Genomic DNA, 19,377 nt, shown 5'->3' with positions numbered 1-19,377 from the left:
AACATTTATAGTAGTAAACGTAATATATTTATATCGACTATATAAGTGACAAAATAAGTGACAAAAACTTTTAAAAACCTTAAAGAAAATATGGATATAGTGTATAACTGTATTATAATAAAGATATACGATACAACATAATATATTATTCATTAAAACTTGTTATTTCTACAAAGGTGAGGAATTCGAAATGAACTGGCAACTACTTAGTATGATTTGGAGTATGACAGCAACTGTTCTTATTGGCGTATTTATGATTGCTGCACTGGTGATGGGTTATGATGACATACCTCATATTATTGGCGTCGCTATAGCCGGGGTTTTATTAGCAATACCTGTTGCCTTGGTATTAACGAAAAGAATTAAACATATAAAGTAATTACTAATTAGGTCTAATTAAATGAGTCAATTGATATACTTATATCACTAATTGACTTATATACTATTTGACCTATATAAAAGTCAAATGGTTGTCTTAATAATTAGACAGCCAACTTATTATGAGTTGGCTTTTCTATTTTCGTTCAACATAATAATTACCTATTTAAACCGTTAAGCGTGGGTCATATTAGCGTTGAGTTTTTATGAATCTGCATGAATTTGCATAGTATCTTTAAACTTATTTAATTTTGAATAAAGAAACAATCCATAGACTATATTTATAACACCTGTCACTAAAAATAGCTGAGGTAGAGATAGATTTATAACATCCAAAATAAGTATGGCAAAAATTGCTGAACTCACCATAAATATGGCATTGAATATATTATTTGACCCTATAATTCTCGCTCTATGGCTAACAGGAGAATAGGCCTGCATCGCTGCGTATAAAGGTACAATATAAATACCTCCGCTAAACCCTAGTAGAAATAAATCTGCAAATACTCGCAGACTCCCATTTGATCCTACCAACTCTTTAATGCCTAACAAGCTACTTGAGTCGATATTAACGGAGGATAAAGATAAGTATAAATCTATAGCAAATAAACTTAATCCTGCCATACCAAAAGGTAGTAGCTTAAAGCTCACTTGATTTTTGGTTAACGTTTTACAAATTAGCGAGCCTGAAGCGACGCCTATAGAAAACAAAGTGAGTAAGAAGATTACAACGGACTGATTGCCATGCAGGATAACTTTGCTAAACTCAGGGGTCTGGGTTATAAATGTTGCGCCATAAAACCAAAACCAGCTGTTACCTAGAATGATAAAGAATAACAAAGGCAGAGAGTACAGATATTTAATAGTCTCCATACTGGTACGCCAGATGTTCCAATCAATATTGATATCAGGCTCTACAGCAGGCATTTTCGGAATATATTTACTGGCAGTTAACCCCATAAATGCGATTAAAATAGCCGCGCCACTCACCCAAACTAGATGGTTGTCCATTTGAGTAAATAAGCCAGCGATTATCATACCGAGCAGAATCGACATCGACGTACCCGTTTGAAATAAGCCATTTGCACCTACCAACTCGTCTTTATGCATGGCTTGCGGCAAATAAGCGTATTTAATGGGTCCAAAAAAAGTAGATTGTGCACCTAATAAAAATAACGCAACAAACAATAGCCAATACAGCTCAAATATAAGTCCAATAGCGGCTAGCACCATAATAATAATTTCTAAAACTTTGATATACCAGGTTAACCGCGATTTTTCATATTTATCTGCCAGTTGTCCTGCTAGCGCTGAAAATATAAAAAAAGGTAAAATAAATAACATCGCCGCAAGATTATTCAGTAAACTAACAGAGGCGCCCATCTTGTCTGCCGCACTGTAAGTCAAAACCAATAACAACGCTTGTTTAAAAAAATTATCGTTAAAAGCACCCAAAAACTGCGTTAAAAACATGGGTGTAAAGCGTCGGTGCTTAAATAAACTAAACTGTGAGGCCATAACGGCTTCCTAATATGATTTCAAATTTGTATTTTAAATTCTCTGACTGAATAATTTATGCAGCTGAGGTATCATAGCCACAATTTATCATAACTACATTAAGATTGTTTTTAATTTTTGAAATACTGCTATCTTATAAGGGTTTATTGTTAATTGGTTTTAATTTAATATTTTTAAAAATTAAGATTTCACTTTAGAGATTTAGAATGCGTACAAAATACGATACCCCATTTGTTAAACACAATAATTTTAATAAAGTTGATACTAAATTAATTCATAAAAAAGACATGGTCAATAGACACCATAAAGGCGAAATAATAGCTGCTAAATCCCCCCGCTATTTGGTACGATCTTCCTTATTGCCAATTTTTCCAACCTTACCTTTCAAATACTCTACTCTAGCTTATGGTCTACTCAGTTGTGTCCTATCAAATATGGCTATGCAGCCTGCTTACGCCGATAACAACAATCAGGTTTCACAAAATTATATTGATAATTTAAGCGAAGAGGATTTACAAAACCTTGATGACTTACTTCAGCAGCAAAGAGAGGCGGCAGAATCTGCTGATTCAAACTCTGATAATAAATTCACACAACTCGATACCAGTCGAAGTAAAAGCGGCGGCTTCGATAACTACAATCAAGCTAACCTAAACCTAGATGACAGCAGTCAGTATGATGATGAGCAGCTCGAAGAAGCACTGGTTGCATTACGACTAAAACGAGCGGTAGAAAGTGGCATTATTAGCCCTGAGGTTTTGAAAGATTATCAGCGCGAAACGCTTAATAATGAAAGTTTATTTGATCAAAATGCAACTGATAATGAGCAGTACGAAGCGTTGATAAATAGTAAGTTAGAAAGTGAAGACAATTTAAATCAAACAAAAGACGATAATATTGAAACCAGTATAGATGACAATAACTCTCCAAGAGATTTTATTGATGCGATACAAGAAGTAGAGGATTTTGCAAGCGATCAGCATTTAGATTCTCCTCAAGAGTTAGAGAATATCCTTAATCAGGTGACCCTAGGGGTTGAAGATAGTTTTGATGCACCAACAGCCCTGCTGGATGATAACCAGCCGCCCATAGGTTTTGACAATAGACCGGATGAGATGGCAAACTTCGTGCCAAATAACAGAGAAATTTTGGGTTTGGATATCAGAACACCACTGGCACAACAAGAAGCTATCAAGACACAAAATGACATTCCTACTCAAGATGTTCAAGACAACCATGATGGCCAAGACAACCCAGATTATCAAGACTACCAAGACTACCAAGGCTACCAAGGCTACCAAGGCTACCAAGACTACAATGTAACGCAGAACAATACTGTAGCGTCATCTGATTCAGATTCACTTAGTGAGGCCTCAATTAATGAGGGCTCTATTAATAAGGAGTCATTAGAGGAATCTATAAATCAAGACACTATCCATGCAAATATTGATGCTATAGACAATATTATTGATGAAGTGGATAAACAATTAGGCGATGTAAAAGGTAATGGCCTTAATCCCGACGAATATTTACCCGAATACGATAGCGATGCGAATGGTGGGCTTGATGATAATCAAATTATAGTAGATAGCGGCTATGAGGAAGAAGTCGAAGATTCTGAACCAGGATTTTTTAAGCGTCTATACAATCGATGGTTTAAAGATGGCTACAACGCACTGCCTAAAATTAAAGCCAAAGTTTATGTGCAGCAATCTATCAATGAGTCGCTGCAGCCTGAGCTTGTACGCGCAGATTCTGATGTTCAGCCAATAAGTAATATAAAGGCGGCAATAGAGAATATCACTGTTGAAGCCATCAATGACTTCACAGCAGCGACGCCTAAATTACGTGAAGAAGCTATTGATGCGGCCGAAGCAGTAGGGTATTACGATGTACGTCTACGGTTTAATCGAACAGATAGCGATAAAGTAGATATCATTATCGAAGATATAGGTGAGCCGGTGTCAGTCGCTAGCCGAATTGTAGATATACGCGGGGAAGGTAGTGATCTTAAAGAGTTTCAAGTTATTGAAAATACGGCGTCTCCTCAAGAGGGCGATGTCTTTAACCATGGTATATATAAAAATACAAAAAGTTTAGTAGAGGGCGTTAGAAACAACTATGGTTACTTTGATGGATACTGGTTGAATAAATCAGTAGACATTATTTTGCCCGATGATACAGCAGATGTTGATTTGATCTATGAAACAGGGCAACGTTACAAATTCGACGAGGTGGTTTATTTTACGATTGATCAAGATACAGGCAAGCTGACTACCGATCCTGATAAATTACCTGTTAAACCTGAATTATTACATCAGTTGCATCAGTTTAAAGCGGGAGATTATTTCTATAATCCGCTTATTACAGACTTCACGAATGATTTGTCTGCTACTCGGTATTTTAATGCCGTGAACGTAGAAGTTATACGACCGTCCACGGACAATCCTAGCTCATTGGACTTTGATGAAGATGAAGAAACTAATCACAATAACGAAAATGTGAATGATTCGACTGCGAATAATAACACGGCTGACAATGGGGCTGATTCTTCAGCTCAAGACAACACTTTAGCTCAAAACAATTCAGATCAAAATACGCAGTCAGATTCTGATCAAAACGATTCAACATTAGATCAAGCCAGTTATAGAGAGAGCTTTGAACCTATTGAATATAAAGTTGATGAAGAAACCTCTACAAAGCTTGAGAGTATCACTGAAAAGGCAGAGCGTTTGTCTCGTTTGCCTGATGATAGAGTACTAGATGAAGCCGAAAAAGAAGAGGCTAAGAACTTTTTGGGTAAAATATCAAATGCCATCAGTAATTTGGTTGAAAAAATAGTACCTGATGATAAAGATGTATTGGCAGATTCAGATGCCTTACCTGATGATTTAAGCAATACGTTTTTATCAAACCGTATCACACCTGAAGATGTCGCTGAGACAAAATCTGTTCCCTTATATGTATTTGTGATGTCTGATAAACCCAAAGATGTAGATTTAGGTATCGGATATGGCACTGATACGGGCGTTAGGGCTATTGCTCGTTTAGACCACAATCTTATCAATAGAGACGGTTATCAAGCAGGTGTGAGTGTAGGCGCTTCACGTATAAACCGATCTATAAATGTCAATGTAAGACGACCTTGGAAACACCCACTTAATGATATATTGACGGCGAATGTCAGTTATGAGCAAGAAGAGATTAATCAGGGTGAGGGTAATCTTGACCTATCTACTAATACTGTCCAAGCGGGTATTGCACGAAGAATAAGAAAAGAAAATGGATGGAATAGATCTTATTCGTTAAGGTATCGATTAGATGATTTGGAGAGTGGTGTAGAAGGGGCGGATCGTCAAAACTTACCTGTGCCCTTCAATCGTAAAGGGGCAAGCTTTGAACAAGAAGCGCTATTGCTCGGCTACCAAATGGATAAAACCTCAGCGAATAGCAAAACTAACCCCACTCAAGGATGGCATCAATATTATGGCATTGAAGCCGGTACCAAAAGTGTCTTAACAGATACAGATATGGCCATTGTAAGAGCAGGGGTGAGCGGTCTATATAGCTTTGGTGAAAGTGATAAACATCAATTACTTGGTCGATTAGATACGGGTTATATTTGGACAGATGAATTTGAAGCAGTACCCTATAAGCTGCGGTTTTTCGCAGGTGGGGATCGCAGTATCCGTGGCTACGATTACAACAGTCTATCGACTTTAGAAAATGGCTACCTTGTTGGAGGTCAAGTGTTGGCTCTGGGAAGTACGGAATATAATTATGAATTTAAACCAGGCTGGCGAGGCGCTGTATTTGCTGACTTTGGTAATGCATACGACACCAGTTTCGAGACTGAGACTAAACTTGGAGTGGGTTTCGGGGTACGCTGGGCGTCACCCGTTGGAATGGTTCGAGTCGATCTTGCAGCAGGTGTTTTAGAAGACAGTATTCCAGTACGTTTGCATCTGTTCGTAGGTTCACCGCTACAATAAAAGATTTGTCTATGACTCATTGTTGTCTATGACTTATTTTAATAAACCCTTATTGAAAAATAGTTCGATAAAAAATATAAAAATAGTTCAATATACACATTATTCCTAAATAGTTATTGACCCTTAGAAGTTAACTTATCTATGACTACGCCTCAAACTCCAGATTCTAATAACAATCAAGACCCTAATCAGCATCCTGCTCAGCGCGATGCTGAACGTCTTAAAAGACACTATCCTTTATCATTTTTGATAAAGATATTGTCACTGCTTTTGGTGTTGTTCTTGATAGTTTGTATTGTTCTTTATGTCATGGCGGGTACGTCCAAAGGCACTAAGTTTTTAATAGAAAAAATAGTTTCTGAGACTGGGGTATCTTTAGAGTATGGTGAAGGGAATCTGAGAGATGGACTTCTTGTCAAAGACATCGCCTTAAGTGCATCTGAGGATATTGATGTCCATTTTGTTGATACCTATGTCAAGATTGGCTGGCGAGCTATGTTCACCAAAGAGGTGCATTTACGCGATGCGGATATCAAACGCATCGAAATAGTCAATCATAAGCCCCCAACGGGTGACCCCTTTGATTATAAAACTCTAGAGCTACCGGTAAACTTGCGTTTTGATAGAGCCCGAATAGACCAAATTGTTTACAACCAAGTTGGTAAGGAGCCGATAGAGGTTAACCACATTTGGGCAGAAGATCTTAATTGGGTAGGTAGTGAAGTTGAAGTTGGTAATGCGCATATACTGTATAACGATCTTGTTAATGTGGCAGACCTGAATGGGTCAATAAACCTGACTGGCGACTATCCATTAGACCTATCAGCAGTGGTTACTGTTAAAAATTTAGAAAAAGCACATATAGATGCTTTTAACATAACCGCTGGGGGGAGCTTAAAGCGTACTGTAGGCAAAGTGCGAAGTCGTTATAATGACAGCGATGTACGCGGTGAATTTATTGTTCAAGGTATGGACAGTAACGCACCTTTTGACGCGAAGCTATATTGGGACGAGGTTCAATTACCGTATGTAGAAAGCCGCAATATAAACTTATACCAAGGTGTTGCGGTTGCCTATGGGGTTTTGTCAGATATAGAGCTTAGAATTAATACGCGTCTTATTGGAGATGGTATTCCGAGTGGACAATATAGAGCCCGAACTAAGGTAATTGACTTTAATAAAATGCTGGTCGAACGCTTAACTGCAAATACGTCAGATGGTGATTTACTCGCTCAAGGTGTCCTGAACTGGGAAGACGATTTTACAATCAAAGCACTATTGAATAGCAGCGATTACCAAGTGCGCACGTTACTACCAGATTCTGCAAAAGCTTATGCTCCCAAATATTTAGATGGTAAATTAGCATTTGTTCTTAATACGAAAAATGACGAAAATTTATTGCAAATGAATGCGCATTTAGATCAGCGTGATGGTGAAACCATATCAGCGAAAATCGTACAAGGCGCTAAACCTAATAATCCACGCTACGATACAGCATGGTATATAGATGCAAACTGGAAGAATCTTTATCGTGCTGATGTGCCACAACTTGACGTTATCGACAGTCCGTATGGTAAGGCGAACGTCCAATTACGTGGTGGTCTATTGTGGGTCGATGCCGATGCACGTATTGATAAACTAAATGTTGCACCCGCTGGTGATTACAGTGTACGCATGAACAAAGTTAACGACACTATTAAGCTGCGTAACCTCAACTATGATGGCGTAATGGGCGATTTAAATGGACAAGGCAATATCGTATTAGCGAATAATGACCAACCATTGAAATGGACGATTAATGCATCAACGAATGAGCTTAAACCACAAGTTTTCTCCTCGGACATTCAAGTGACTAGAGTGTCAGGGCGTCTCAGTGCCTCAGGTCAAATGCAGGATATTTCAAAAGTAGTTCAAGGTAAAGTTGTTAAAGGGCAACGCCATATCTTCAATATTGATTCTACCAACTTATCTACGACATTAAATGCGCAAGTTAACGAGACAAATGAATACCGCCGAATAAATATAAGTGGTGATGGTAGGGGGTCGGTAAGCTTATTCGACGGGTCGCTACAAGCATTTGCTGTAAAAGCCAATGGAATGTTAGATACCCAAGGCATTCCTAAAGGTAGTTTCAAAGTTGAAGCTAAAGGTACCCCCAAGAACATTGCTATAGATACATTAAATTATGCAGGTGGTGCAGGACAAATAAATGCAAATGGTTCTATTAATCTCACCCAAGGCGTCGGATGGCAAATTAAAGCCAAAGCCAATAATTTTAATATTGGATTGTTTGCGCCCCAAACTCAAGGCATTATCACGGGTGATTTAAATACTACCGGTAAATGGCGTGATAATAATACCAAACTTGGTGATTTAAGAGTGTTCTCGCTTAAATTTGATGGGTTAATAGACACCCCGCAATTACCTGCTGGTAAACTTATCATAGATGCCGAAGGCGATGCGCATGCTATTAAGCTACGTCGTTTTAGTCATTCGGGTGAAGCAGGTAATGTGATTGCTACAGGTACTGTCAATGTTAACAAAGGAATCTCATGGGATATTAATGCCAGCATGAATAAGTTTAATGTAGGGTATTTCCTAAAAGACACACCAAGTACAATTACAGGACGCATCAACACAACTGGCACATGGCAAGATTCGTTACAACGTATCAATATAAACCAGATGTCGTTACAAGGCTCATTAAAAGGTGAACCTGTGATTGCTCAAGGTAAATTAACCGCATTATTACATTTGCCAAAAGATTTAGAGTCTTATCTGCAAATGTTGAAAAATGCGGACACCAACAATCAAGTCAAACAAGTCAGAACTCTTATTGAAACCTTAAAAGCAGACAATCTATTGGTGCAATGGGGTAACAATCAAGTCGTTGCAAACGGAGATGCAGAACGTCTTCAAGCTAAAGTAAAAATACGTAATTTAAGAGACATATCTAAAGACCTATCCGGCAATATATTAGGCGGCCTTTCATTGGTTCAGCCTCAAAATCAGGCTCTGCCGACTATTTATGTTGATTTAACGGCTGAGAATTTGGTGTTATCAGGAATCAAACTCAATAAAGGAGTGCTAAAAGGTAAGGTTGTTAATCTGGCCAAACAACCGAGTACGTTGGTGCTATTGGCCACAGGATTAAGAACTACTGGTAATACCTTTCAATCTTTAAAAGCTGTTTTTAAAGGCACTGAAAAGCAGCATGTGCTGTCATTAAATGCTGAAACCGAACGCGCTGATACAGATGTTGCGATCAAAGCTATCGCAAAGGGCGGACTGGATCGCAATAGCTCAAGCTGGCGAGGTGTTATTGGTAATGGTGAAATAACAACCAGATATGTTAGTTTAAAACAGAACCAGCCAGCCCAGCTAGTGGCGAGTTATGGTGGTAACGCGCCCAAAATACAATTGGCCGCACATTGTTGGCAGACGACAGATCAAAAAGGAAAGCTGTGTCTACGTGACAAGCTTATCGCATCAGCAGATAAAGGGATGCTAAACCTTGCTGTTCAAGATTTAAATACCACATTATTTGCACCTTTTTTGCCTAAGGATCTCTCATGGCAAGCCAAGGTCGATGGTAAAGCTGTTGTTAGCTGGCAAAAAGGAGTGGATCCATCTATCGATGCTACATTCTATTCTGATAATGGCAAAATCGGTATGACACAGGATGATCAAGCCAGTGCTGTAACGCTGCCTTACAAGCGGATCTCTTTAATTGTTAAATCCTTTGCAGAGGGATTAAAGCTTCGTACGGACATTGATAATGGTCAAGGAGCGCAAGGTTACGCTGATGTTGTTATTGATCCTTTTAAAGAATCGAAACCAATTTCAGGTGCGCTGGTGCTGAACCAATTTAATTTAGCGATTCTCAAGCCATTCTTCCCAGGTATGCGCAAACTTAGTGGCAACATAACGATGGCAGGGGGTCTGGGCGGTACAGTATCTAGTCCGGTGTTTTATGGTGATGTAAACCTAAAAAATGCAACTGTAGCTATGTTAGATTTGCCTGTTAATTTAACCAATATTAACGCCAAAGGTAAAATTCGTGGTCAAAGCGCAACAATCAATGGCACCTTTTTGAGTGGTGAGGGACAAGGTAACGTTAGTGGCACGGTGAATTGGCAACAAGAGCTGCAAGCCAAGCTAAGAGTTACTGGAGATCGTTTGGTCATAACCCAGCCGCCGTTATTGTTCGCCGAAGTTAGTCCTGATGTGAATATAATTGTGAAACCGAATCAGCAATTCGTCAACATTATTGGTGCTATTTCAGTGCCAAGAGCTACCATTAGACCACCAGAAGCCAACAATGAGGTAATCACAAAATCTGAAGATGTGGTTGTACTTGATAGACGCTTGATAGGTAATATTGATGAAGTACTGGCTATTTCAGAACCTTGGTCTATTAATGCTGATATCGGCATTGATTTGGGACGTAACGTAAATTTCCGTGGATTCGGTTCTGTATTACCATTAGCGGGAGCGGTTCATATCACTCAACAAGGTCGAGGTGTTATGAAAGGCGTTGGGGTTGTTCAAGTCAGTCGTCGTACCAATATTGATGCTTTTGGTCAAAGTCTTGAGCTTAACTATGGTCAAGTTAGATTTAACGGTGAATTATTAGATCCTCGTCTAAGTATTGAAGCTGTCAAAGAAATTGAAGGCCGCACCGTTGGTGTACGCGTTAAAGACAACGTGTCCAATCCGAATATTGTTGTATTTAACAATGCGGGGTTGACCAATCAACAAGCCATGAATGCATTGGTAACAGGCCGGATCAATGACTCTAATGCTACGCAAATTAGTGAAGAAGGGTTTAAATCTGAAGTCACCAACAACATCGCTGCTGCAGGCTTAAGTATGGGTTTGAGTGGTACCAGAGGCTTAACAAACACAATTGGAGATGCGTTTGGTCTTGAAAGACTAACGATTGATGCTTCTGGCACCGATAGCGATACCAATGTCAATGTGACAGGCTATATTACCCCAGATCTATATATACGATATGGGGTTGGCGTGTTTAATGCGCAAAGTAGCTTATCGTTACGTTATCAGTTAACCAGACGTATCTATGTAGAAGCTTCTTCTGCGGCTGAAGACGCGGTTGATATGGTATATAGTTTCAAATTTTAGCTCTAAATTATAGTTCTAAATGTCAAAGGTGTGTTCTGTAATCAGCGAACTATTAAACGTTTACAGTGTTAACCTCGTTAAGCCTACTCCAGTAGTATTTGAACTGGGTTGCCTTGTAACCATTTTAGACTTCTTTGACTATATAGTGCTTTTAGTAGCTCAGAGATATAAAATGTATATTGATAAAAAAAATCATAACTTTTATATAACTGAACAGACAAACAATAAAAGGGTGACAGTTTATTGTCACCCTTTTAAAACTTTATATGCAGTTATAAAATTTTCAAAGCGTTTAAAACAAAGCGTAGTTAGTTTAAACTGTTTGTTTGGTAAAAACTGTTTATTTAGTTAAAATCAGCCGATTGTTACGGGTTAGACGTAAACGATATTCTTCACCTTCATGCTGAATACGTACCTCTTTAGTTAGTGCAAAAAGATGTTGCGATTGCAGCATAGGAAGCTGATTGTCACGGAGTTGAAGCGCTCGGGATATAATAGTAGCCATGCTAGTGTCCTTTTAGTTTGCCGTGGTTAAAAATCGAACTGAATGATTATGCTATAAGATAAGTAAACTATAGAATTTAATTGATAATGATTATCATTAACTTATTATTGTTTATTTTTTCTTTTTATGCAAGCACTTTTTTAAACAAATTAATACATATATTTTTTAATAAAAATACGACTATAATTTGAAGAAATTAAAGCGAAAGTAGGCTTTAGTTTTACTATTTAATTCTTAAATATTTGATTAACAGGACTTAATAGACATAATGAAAAAAGTTCAGGTAGCCATTGCGGTTATCAATTATTCGGATTTTTATCTTCTAAGCTATAGAAATGAATCTCAGCACCAAGGTAATCGGTATGAGTTTGTTGGAGGCAAAGTAGAGGGTAGTGAATCTGAAATGCAAGGTTTAATCAGAGAAGTACGTGAAGAGATTGGTTTAGATATCAATCAATATAGCCGCATTGAGAAAATGGGCGTCATTAATCACCAATATATCGATAATAAATATATAAACAATTCGAAATTAGTTTGTCTACATGTTTTTAAAGTGGTTTTATCTAGACAGCAGTATGATGATTTGAAACTTAAAGAGTATGGATGTGAAGGACAAAAACTTATATGGGTCAATAAGTTAGATCTAATCAATAATAAATATAAACTCCCTGATGCTAATATAACGATTCTAACTTGGCTTATGAGCTCTTAAAGTTTATTTATTTAAAATGAGGCTTGATAAATTCTAATAAAGTGTTGCGACTTAAACTATATTTAACAAGTATTTAGTCTTAAACGATTATAATAGTTTTGAATTTAATATATAAAATAAGCCTTAATAGATATCAATAGAAAATATAAAAGCTAATTAAAATTACGAAAACTTATAAAATGTTACTCAAATTCATGTTTTTAACATTTGGTATCTTTATAATACATTCGGTAGATAGATAACAAATAGATATTATTTTAAAGTCGTCTTATTACTGATTAGCTTATAATCGTTTTATGTTATTAAAAATAGCTGATATTAGTGAATTAATTTAATTTATTTGCATTATTAAATAATAAAGTACAATAAATCGGAACCTATTAATGCTAGCTTAATAATTTAAAATATCAATTTATTTATCAACTTGTGAATTTATTATGACTGAATTTGAACATGATATTTCGGAACGTACCTTTATGAGTGCTTTGCTAAAGCACACGGGTATCGCTTTAGCGATGTTAATCCCTTTAGCAGCATATACATCCTTAGCTCATGCATCTTCTGGTGTTCAGCCTAGATATAGTAATGATAATGCATCTTCTGGAGTTAGCATTGCTGGATCTAATACCGCAGCTGAAGGTCAAGTTGATTCTGAACCCACAGCTGTTGACGGTGTTTATTTGGAGAAGTATGCTGGCCGCTGGTATGAGATTGCACGTCTACCTATGAAATTTCAAAAAGACTGCGCCTCAGATGTCACCGCTACCTATAATGTACTTAAAAATAGTTTGGGTGATATAAAGTCTGTCCAAGTTATCAATGAATGCCGAGAAGATGACGGCTCACTTATGCAAGCTAAAGGACTCGCCAAACCTGCCAATAGCTCAAACAGTAAGCTTAAGGTTAGCTTTTTACCAAGCTGGGTGCGCTGGGTTCCGGTAGGAAAAGCGGATTATTGGGTATTAGAATTAGATGATGAGTATCAAAATGCGTTAGTTGGTACACCAGATAACAAATTCTTATGGTTACTTTCACGCACGCCTGATATGTCAACCACGACTTACAACCGTTATGTAGAAAGTGCACAACGTCAAGGTTACAATACCAATAAGCTTAAAATGACTATACATAATCCTTAAGTTTTACTATTCAGTATTTATATTACATACGCTTAAGTCAGCAGATTTGAGCGTTTTTTTTATCTTAATTTTTTATATCGATTAGGGTTACTGTTTCGTTTGTGCAATAGACCCTAGCTTATAAAGTGGATATGATTTAAAATCTCATTTTATAAACTAACATCTATAAACTTCCCTATTAGATAGCTGATACAAGCTATTGATAATTGTCCATTAGTAAAGTCGACAGTAAACCTGCTGACTGTATACTGTTGACCGTATATAAACATCTAAACTTCTTTTATCTTATCAAAGGATGACTATTGTGAGTAATGCTAATAAGCACCGCGAATTACATCAAAATCACTTAGCTAAATACCAAAATCAGAACAATCAAGCACATGATCTTGTGAGCATACTATATGATCTATATATCAATAGAGATATAAAAGTAAACCTATTTGGTGAAGCAATCAATGGATTGTCCACAGCGGATGTACTAACAAAGGTTCAGCAAACAGCAACACGAAATAATGGTGTGGCGCTTGATATCAACGATATCTTGTCAACTGTTAAAAAAGTCGCTGATAATAAAGATATCTCTACAGCTATTATAGATGCAGGACAGTTGGTCAAAAATAATACATCAGCCAACGATGCTTTAAAAAAAGCAGACACTTCTCAAAAGCCAAACAGCACTGCATCTGACGTTGTATTATATGGTTTTGGTCGTATTGGACGTATTCTTACGCGCTTATTACTTGAACAGTCAGCCAGTGATAAAGGGCTTCAGTTAAGAGCCTTTGTCGTGCGCCCTGGTAAAGATGGTGATATTGCAAAACGTGCGTCACTGCTAGAACGTGATTCTGTACATGGAACTTTTGCAGGTTCAGTCGTTGTCGATGAAGAAAACCAAGGCATTATAGTTAATGGCCGATTTGTACAAGTTATCTATGCTAATGATCCAAGTGAGATTGATTACACCGAATATGGTATTAATGATGCCATAGTAATTGATAATACCGGTATTTGGAAAGATGAAGACGGCTTAGGTAAGCATTTAAAAGCCAAAGGGGTTAAAAAAGTATTACTTACTGCACCGGCTCAGGGTGATATCAAGAATGTTGTTTATGGTGTAAACAATAATACTATTGGTGAAGATACTATTGTGAGCGCTGCCAGTTGCACGACTAATGCCATTACCCCATCATTGAAAGTCATTCATGATGAATTTGGTATCGAAAATGGCCATGTTGAAACGATCCACGCGTTTACTAATGATCAAAACTTGATTGATAATTATCATAAGTCAGATCGCCGTGGTCGTAGTGCGGTCTTAAATATGGTAATAACAAGTACTGGCGCTGCCAAAGCGGTTGGTAAAGCGCTCCCGGAGTTAAATGGTAAATTAACTGGCAATGCAATACGTGTACCCACACCAAATGTAAGTTTGGCTATTTTGAATTTGAACCTTGAAAAAGCGCCTGAAAGCGCAGAAGCATTTAATGAGTTTTTCAAATTAGTTTCTGATAGCGATACTTGGCAGTCTCAAATTGCCTATTCTGATTCTACAGAAGCCGTATCCACTGATTTTGTAGGGACTAAACAGGTAGGTATTTTTGATGCCGAAGCTACCATCGTTACTGATAATCATGCCACTGTATATGTCTGGTATGACAACGAAGTTGGTTATAGTACTCAAGTGTTAAGAGTAGCTTCGCAAATGGCGGGCATTCATTATACAAATATTTCAGCTTAGTTTATTAGGCTCTAATTTATTATTAAACGTTTAAGACCAATTATGGTTAAGTCCAATTAAATGCCTCAAAATATTAGACGATTGATCCTACAATCCTTTAATGTTATTTAGGTTATAATAAGTCAGTTGAATAAATACCCGATAATCTCTAAGGTTGTCGGGTATTACTTTTATATAGACAGGGTTAATTTAAAAATTATTAAGATCACATTAGATGTAATGATATTAGTACATATTATTTAGCACAATCAGGGCTGAAGCTATTATTCTAATAATTATTCAATTGTTTCTTAAAAACATTTAAGTTAGCGCGCAATCATTTTAACTATTAAATACACTGGATTATTAAGGTTTATTGACCCTAAAATAATTCTAAGCAATACATTATAAGTATGGAGCAATATTAATGCGATTTATCGATGAAGCAGTAGTTACTGTCAAGGCAGGGGATGGTGGTAATGGTATTGTGAGTTTTCGACGTGAGAAATATGTTCCGCGGGGTGGGCCCGATGGCGGTGATGGTGGTAAAGGGGGTGATGTGTTTGTCATCGCTGATGACAACACCAACACCTTGGTAGATTATCGTTATACCCGCCGTTATGATGCTGGACGCGGCCAAAATGGTCAGAGTAAAAACTGTTCTGGAAAGGGTGCGGACGATATATATTTGCGTGTTCCCGTGGGTACAACCGTGATCGACACTGAAACGGGTGAAGTAATTGGTGACTTAACTGAGATTGATCAAAAGTTATTAATTGCAAAGGGTGGTGATGGCGGCTTAGGGAATACTCACTTTAAAAGCTCTACAAATCAGGCACCGCGAAAAGCTACCTCTGGATTTGAAGGTGAGTTAAAACAGCTAAAATTTGAGTTAAAAGTTGTGGCAGATGTGGGCTTGATTGGATTGCCAAATGCTGGAAAATCAACTTTTATTCGCCAAGTATCTTCGGCTAAACCTAAAGTTGCTGACTATCCGTTTACAACCCTAGTTCCTAATTTAGGTGTGGTTGATGTGGGTGTCCATCGTTCCTTTGTTATGGCGGACATACCCGGTCTTATCGAAGGTGCTTCAGAAGGTGCAGGGCTTGGTATAAGATTCTTGAAGCATGTTGCGCGTACACGCCGCTTACTGCATATTATTGATATTAAGCCGATAGATGGTAGTGATCCCGTAGAAAATGGACGAGTTATTTTAAATGAACTCGAACGTTTTTCATCTGAGTTGTCAAAACTACCGCAAATTCTTATTCTTAATAAGATAGATCAAGTTCCTGATGAAGCAGAGCTTAACGAGCTGTGTCTGCATATCGTAGCGGAGCTTGGATGGACGGGCGCTGTATTTAGAACTTCAACCTTAACTGGTGAAGGAGTTGATGCCGTCAAATATCATCTTATGAATGAGATTGAACTTGAAAAAGAGCGCGAAGAGGAAGATCCTTTATTCGCTGAAGCTCAGAAAGAAAGGTTTGAGCGTTTAGAAGAAGAGGTTCGCTTAAATACTGAAGAGCAAAGAGAAGCTTACCGCGCCGCACGACGAGCCCAGCGTGAAGCCGCATTAGAATTTGACGATGATGATGACGATGGTGTTGAAGTCATCTATGTGCCTTAGTAAATAAGTACGGTTTAATAAGATAAGTACGGTTCAATTATTACCTTTTTACTAAAAACTACCTATAATTAATTTATTTTAACCTAGGTCTAATTATTAAACGGTAAACCAAATCCAGTGGTAGAAAATCATATGTATGATCAATCAAGCAATCAAAGTGTCATTTCAATGCCAACTCAGGATGGTGATGAACGGTTTGCTATTAAAGACCGTTCTTTCAATTTACAACGTGTCATCGTCAAGATAGGCTCATCATTACTTACCAATAATGGCAAAGGTCTTGATAGAACAGCTATTTACGAATGGGCCAGTCAAATAGCCAAACTGCATAATGAAGGTAAAGAGGTCATATTAGTGTCCTCAGGTGCAATCGCAGAAGGGGTTGTGAGAATGGGGTTGGAGGAGCGCCCCAAAAGACTTGATGCCCTGCAAGCTTGTGCTGCCATTGGACAGATGGGTTTGATTGAAACATGGTCGTCAGCTTTGATACAAAGCGGTGTTCATAGCGCCCAAATACTACTTACTCATGATGACCTCTCTAACCGTGAACGTTATCTTAATACTGCCAATACATTGGGTAAGCTATTGTCGTGGCGTGTCTTACCAGTAATTAATGAAAACGATACCATAACCGTTGATGAGATAAAATTTGGTGATAATGATACCCTAGGCGCTATGTCAGCTGCGATGGTAAACGCTGATTTATATATTATTCTAACAGATCAAGAAGGGGTATATACAGATAACCCCCGTGACAATCCCGATGCAAAAATGATACGTCAAGAGCGAGCGATGGCAGATTATTTGTTTGATATAGCAGGTGAAGGCGGTAAATTAGGCAGCGGTGGCATGCTGACTAAGATACGTGCAGGTCGTCTTGCAGCTATGGGGGGTTGTCCGACCGTTATTGCCAATGGCGCTATTGAAAACGTCATTAGCCGAGTTGCTTATGGCGAGCCTGTAGGAACGTTACTCAGTACCAATCAAAAAGATAAAATCATTGCGCGTAAGCAGTGGTTGGCCGCGCATTTACGTATGTCAGGTACCTTGTTCATCGATTCTGGCGCTGTCCATGCTATTTGTGTTCAAGGAAAAAGCTTACTGCCCGTGGGCGTGGTTGACATTCAAGGTGATTTTGAAAAAGGTGATGTGGTCGCTGTTGTGAATCATGAAACTAACGAACGTGTTGCTGTTGGTCAAGTAAATTTTTCCGCTAAAGAAGCAAGACGCGTGGCACGAGAAAAAACACAAGATTTTGATAAGATTTTAGGTAATGCTGAAGATCGTGTGGTGATGATCCATCGTGATGATATGGCTATTATAAATAAATGAATATATAAATGAATAAATAAATAAACAAAACAGCCGTTTTAATTAAATATTTATCTTTTTATTTAACCGCTTTTATTTTAAAAGTTTTAACGACGCTAATAACTTAAATGATTTAAAGAGAGAACTATGACTAGTAATAACTCTTCTAATAATTCTTACAATGATTCACATGAATTTGCCCCTCTAAAAAATGATAGATTGTTAAGGGCGCTGAAATTTGAACAGATTGACGTAACCCCTGTGTGGATGATGCGTCAAGCAGGTCGTTATTTACCTGAATATAAAGCAACCAGAGCTGAAGCGGGTGATTTTTTAAGCTTATGTAAAGATACGGCGCGTGCCACTGAAGTCACCATGCAGCCGCTAAGACGGTTCGATCTAGACGCAGCGATACTATTTAGTGATATATTAACCATTCCTGACGCAATGGGTTTGGGCTTGTACTTTGAAACGGGTGAAGGTCCTAAATTCAAGAGAACGTTGCGTACTGAAGAAGACTTTAAACAACTTGAAGCCTTTGATGCTAAAGATTCATTAGGCTACGTCATGGATGCCGTCACTAGCATCCGCAAAGAGCTTAATGGTAAAGTGCCCTTATTTGGATTCTCGGGTAGTGCTTGGACTCTAGCCACCTATATGATTGAAGGCGGCAGTTCTAAAGATTATCGTCATACAAAAGGGTTGTTATACAGTCAGCCTGAATTTTTACATCAGATTCTATCGCACACAACAGAGTGTATAATTGATTATTTAGATGCTCAAATAAATGCTGGTGCTCAGCTTGTGCAATTGTTTGATAGCTGGGGCGGCGCTTTAGCACACCGTCAGTTTGTGGAATTTTCACACAACTATAATAAAAGAGTCGTTTCAGAGCTTAAAAAGCGTCATCCTGATATCCCTGTGGTATTATTTACCAAAGGCGGGGGCTTGTGGTTAGATGTGCAAGCCGATAGTGAAGCTGACTGTTTAGGTCTAGATTGGACAATGCCACTTGATAGAGCGCGCGCCATTCTTACTGAGGAACAAAAAGCACTCACTAAAAAATACAAGAAAATCCAAAAGAGTAAAGCAGTACAAGGTAATTTAGATCCAGCAACCCTTTATGGATCACCTTCGACCATACAACAGTCGGTGAAGCTAATGTTGGACGACGCTTATGCCAATAGTGAGAAAACTGGTTATGTTGCAAATCTAGGTCATGGTATTACCCAGTGGGTTAATCCTGATCATGCTAAAGTATTTGTAGATGCTGTACATGATTATAAGCTTTAGGATTTAATGAACCGTTTAGCAACTATGATAAAAACCA

Annotated in this window: 11 protein-coding genes; 9 read left to right on the top strand and 2 right to left on the bottom strand. The window is 38.0% G+C overall.

Translation table 11 applies throughout. The features are described from left to right. Positions 1–190: 190 nt before the first annotated feature. The gene (locus AC2SLP_RS03865; RefSeq protein ID WP_486535321.1) at positions 191–379 is read left to right on the top strand and encodes a hypothetical protein; all 189 of its coding nucleotides are present in this window, start codon (positions 191–193) and stop codon (positions 377–379) included. A 203-nt stretch (positions 380–582) separates the two neighbouring features. Here AC2SLP_RS03865 and AC2SLP_RS03860 read toward each other — a convergent pair whose 3' ends face one another. Beyond that, the gene (locus AC2SLP_RS03860) at positions 583–1,896 is read right to left on the bottom strand and encodes an MFS transporter (protein WP_486535320.1); all 1,314 of its coding nucleotides are present in this window, start codon (positions 1,894–1,896) and stop codon (positions 583–585) included. Positions 1,897–2,102: 206 nt separating this feature from the next. Here AC2SLP_RS03860 and AC2SLP_RS03855 point away from each other — a divergent pair, with 206 nt between their 5' ends. Both AC2SLP_RS03855 and AC2SLP_RS03850 read left to right on the top strand, forming a co-directional pair. Further along, the gene (locus tag AC2SLP_RS03855) at positions 2,103–5,888 is read left to right on the top strand and encodes an autotransporter assembly complex protein TamA (protein ID WP_486535319.1); all 3,786 of its coding nucleotides are present in this window, start codon (positions 2,103–2,105) and stop codon (positions 5,886–5,888) included. A 141-nt stretch (positions 5,889–6,029) separates the two neighbouring features. Further along, positions 6,030–11,033 (top strand): translocation/assembly module TamB domain-containing protein, encoded by a 5,004-nt coding sequence (locus AC2SLP_RS03850; protein ID WP_486535318.1) that lies wholly within the window; start codon positions 6,030–6,032, stop codon positions 11,031–11,033. A gap of 340 nt (positions 11,034–11,373) precedes the next feature. Here the strand turns inward: AC2SLP_RS03850 and hemP are convergent, their stop codons facing one another. Continuing rightward, complete coding sequence (hemP, locus tag AC2SLP_RS03845; protein ID WP_486535317.1) at positions 11,374–11,538, bottom strand: hemin uptake protein HemP; 165 nt, start codon at positions 11,536–11,538, stop codon at positions 11,374–11,376. A 268-nt stretch (positions 11,539–11,806) separates the two neighbouring features. On the opposite strand from hemP, the gene AC2SLP_RS03840 reads away from it, so the two are divergent. The 6 genes from AC2SLP_RS03840 (at position 11,807) to hemE (ending at position 19,340) form a co-directional block, all read left to right on the top strand. Continuing rightward, positions 11,807–12,250 carry an NUDIX domain-containing protein gene (locus AC2SLP_RS03840; protein ID WP_486535316.1) on the top strand — a complete coding sequence of 148 codons (444 nt, stop codon included), beginning with the start codon at positions 11,807–11,809 and terminating at the stop codon, positions 12,248–12,250. A 437-nt stretch (positions 12,251–12,687) separates the two neighbouring features. After that, positions 12,688–13,389 (top strand): lipocalin family protein, encoded by a 702-nt coding sequence (locus AC2SLP_RS03835; protein ID WP_486535315.1) that lies wholly within the window; start codon positions 12,688–12,690, stop codon positions 13,387–13,389. Between the two features lie 295 nt (positions 13,390–13,684). Next, entirely contained in the window at positions 13,685–15,127 is a 1,443-nt protein-coding gene (locus tag AC2SLP_RS03830; protein ID WP_486535314.1) for a glyceraldehyde-3-phosphate dehydrogenase, read from the top strand. 406 nt (positions 15,128–15,533) lie between these two features. After that, the gene (gene obgE / locus AC2SLP_RS03825; RefSeq protein WP_486535313.1) at positions 15,534–16,736 is read left to right on the top strand and encodes a GTPase ObgE; all 1,203 of its coding nucleotides are present in this window, start codon (positions 15,534–15,536) and stop codon (positions 16,734–16,736) included. Between the two features lie 168 nt (positions 16,737–16,904). Then, on the top strand, positions 16,905–18,068 hold the full coding sequence (gene proB / locus AC2SLP_RS03820) for a glutamate 5-kinase (RefSeq protein ID WP_486535415.1): 1,164 nt from the start codon (positions 16,905–16,907) through the stop codon (positions 18,066–18,068). Between the two features lie 126 nt (positions 18,069–18,194). Beyond that, positions 18,195–19,340 carry a uroporphyrinogen decarboxylase gene (hemE, locus tag AC2SLP_RS03815; RefSeq protein WP_486535312.1) on the top strand — a complete coding sequence of 382 codons (1,146 nt, stop codon included), beginning with the start codon at positions 18,195–18,197 and terminating at the stop codon, positions 19,338–19,340. Positions 19,341–19,377 lie beyond the last annotated feature (37 nt).

The organism is Psychrobacter sp. CX21 (assembly GCF_057396255.1).
This window is presented reverse-complemented; position numbering and strand designations above follow the sequence as displayed.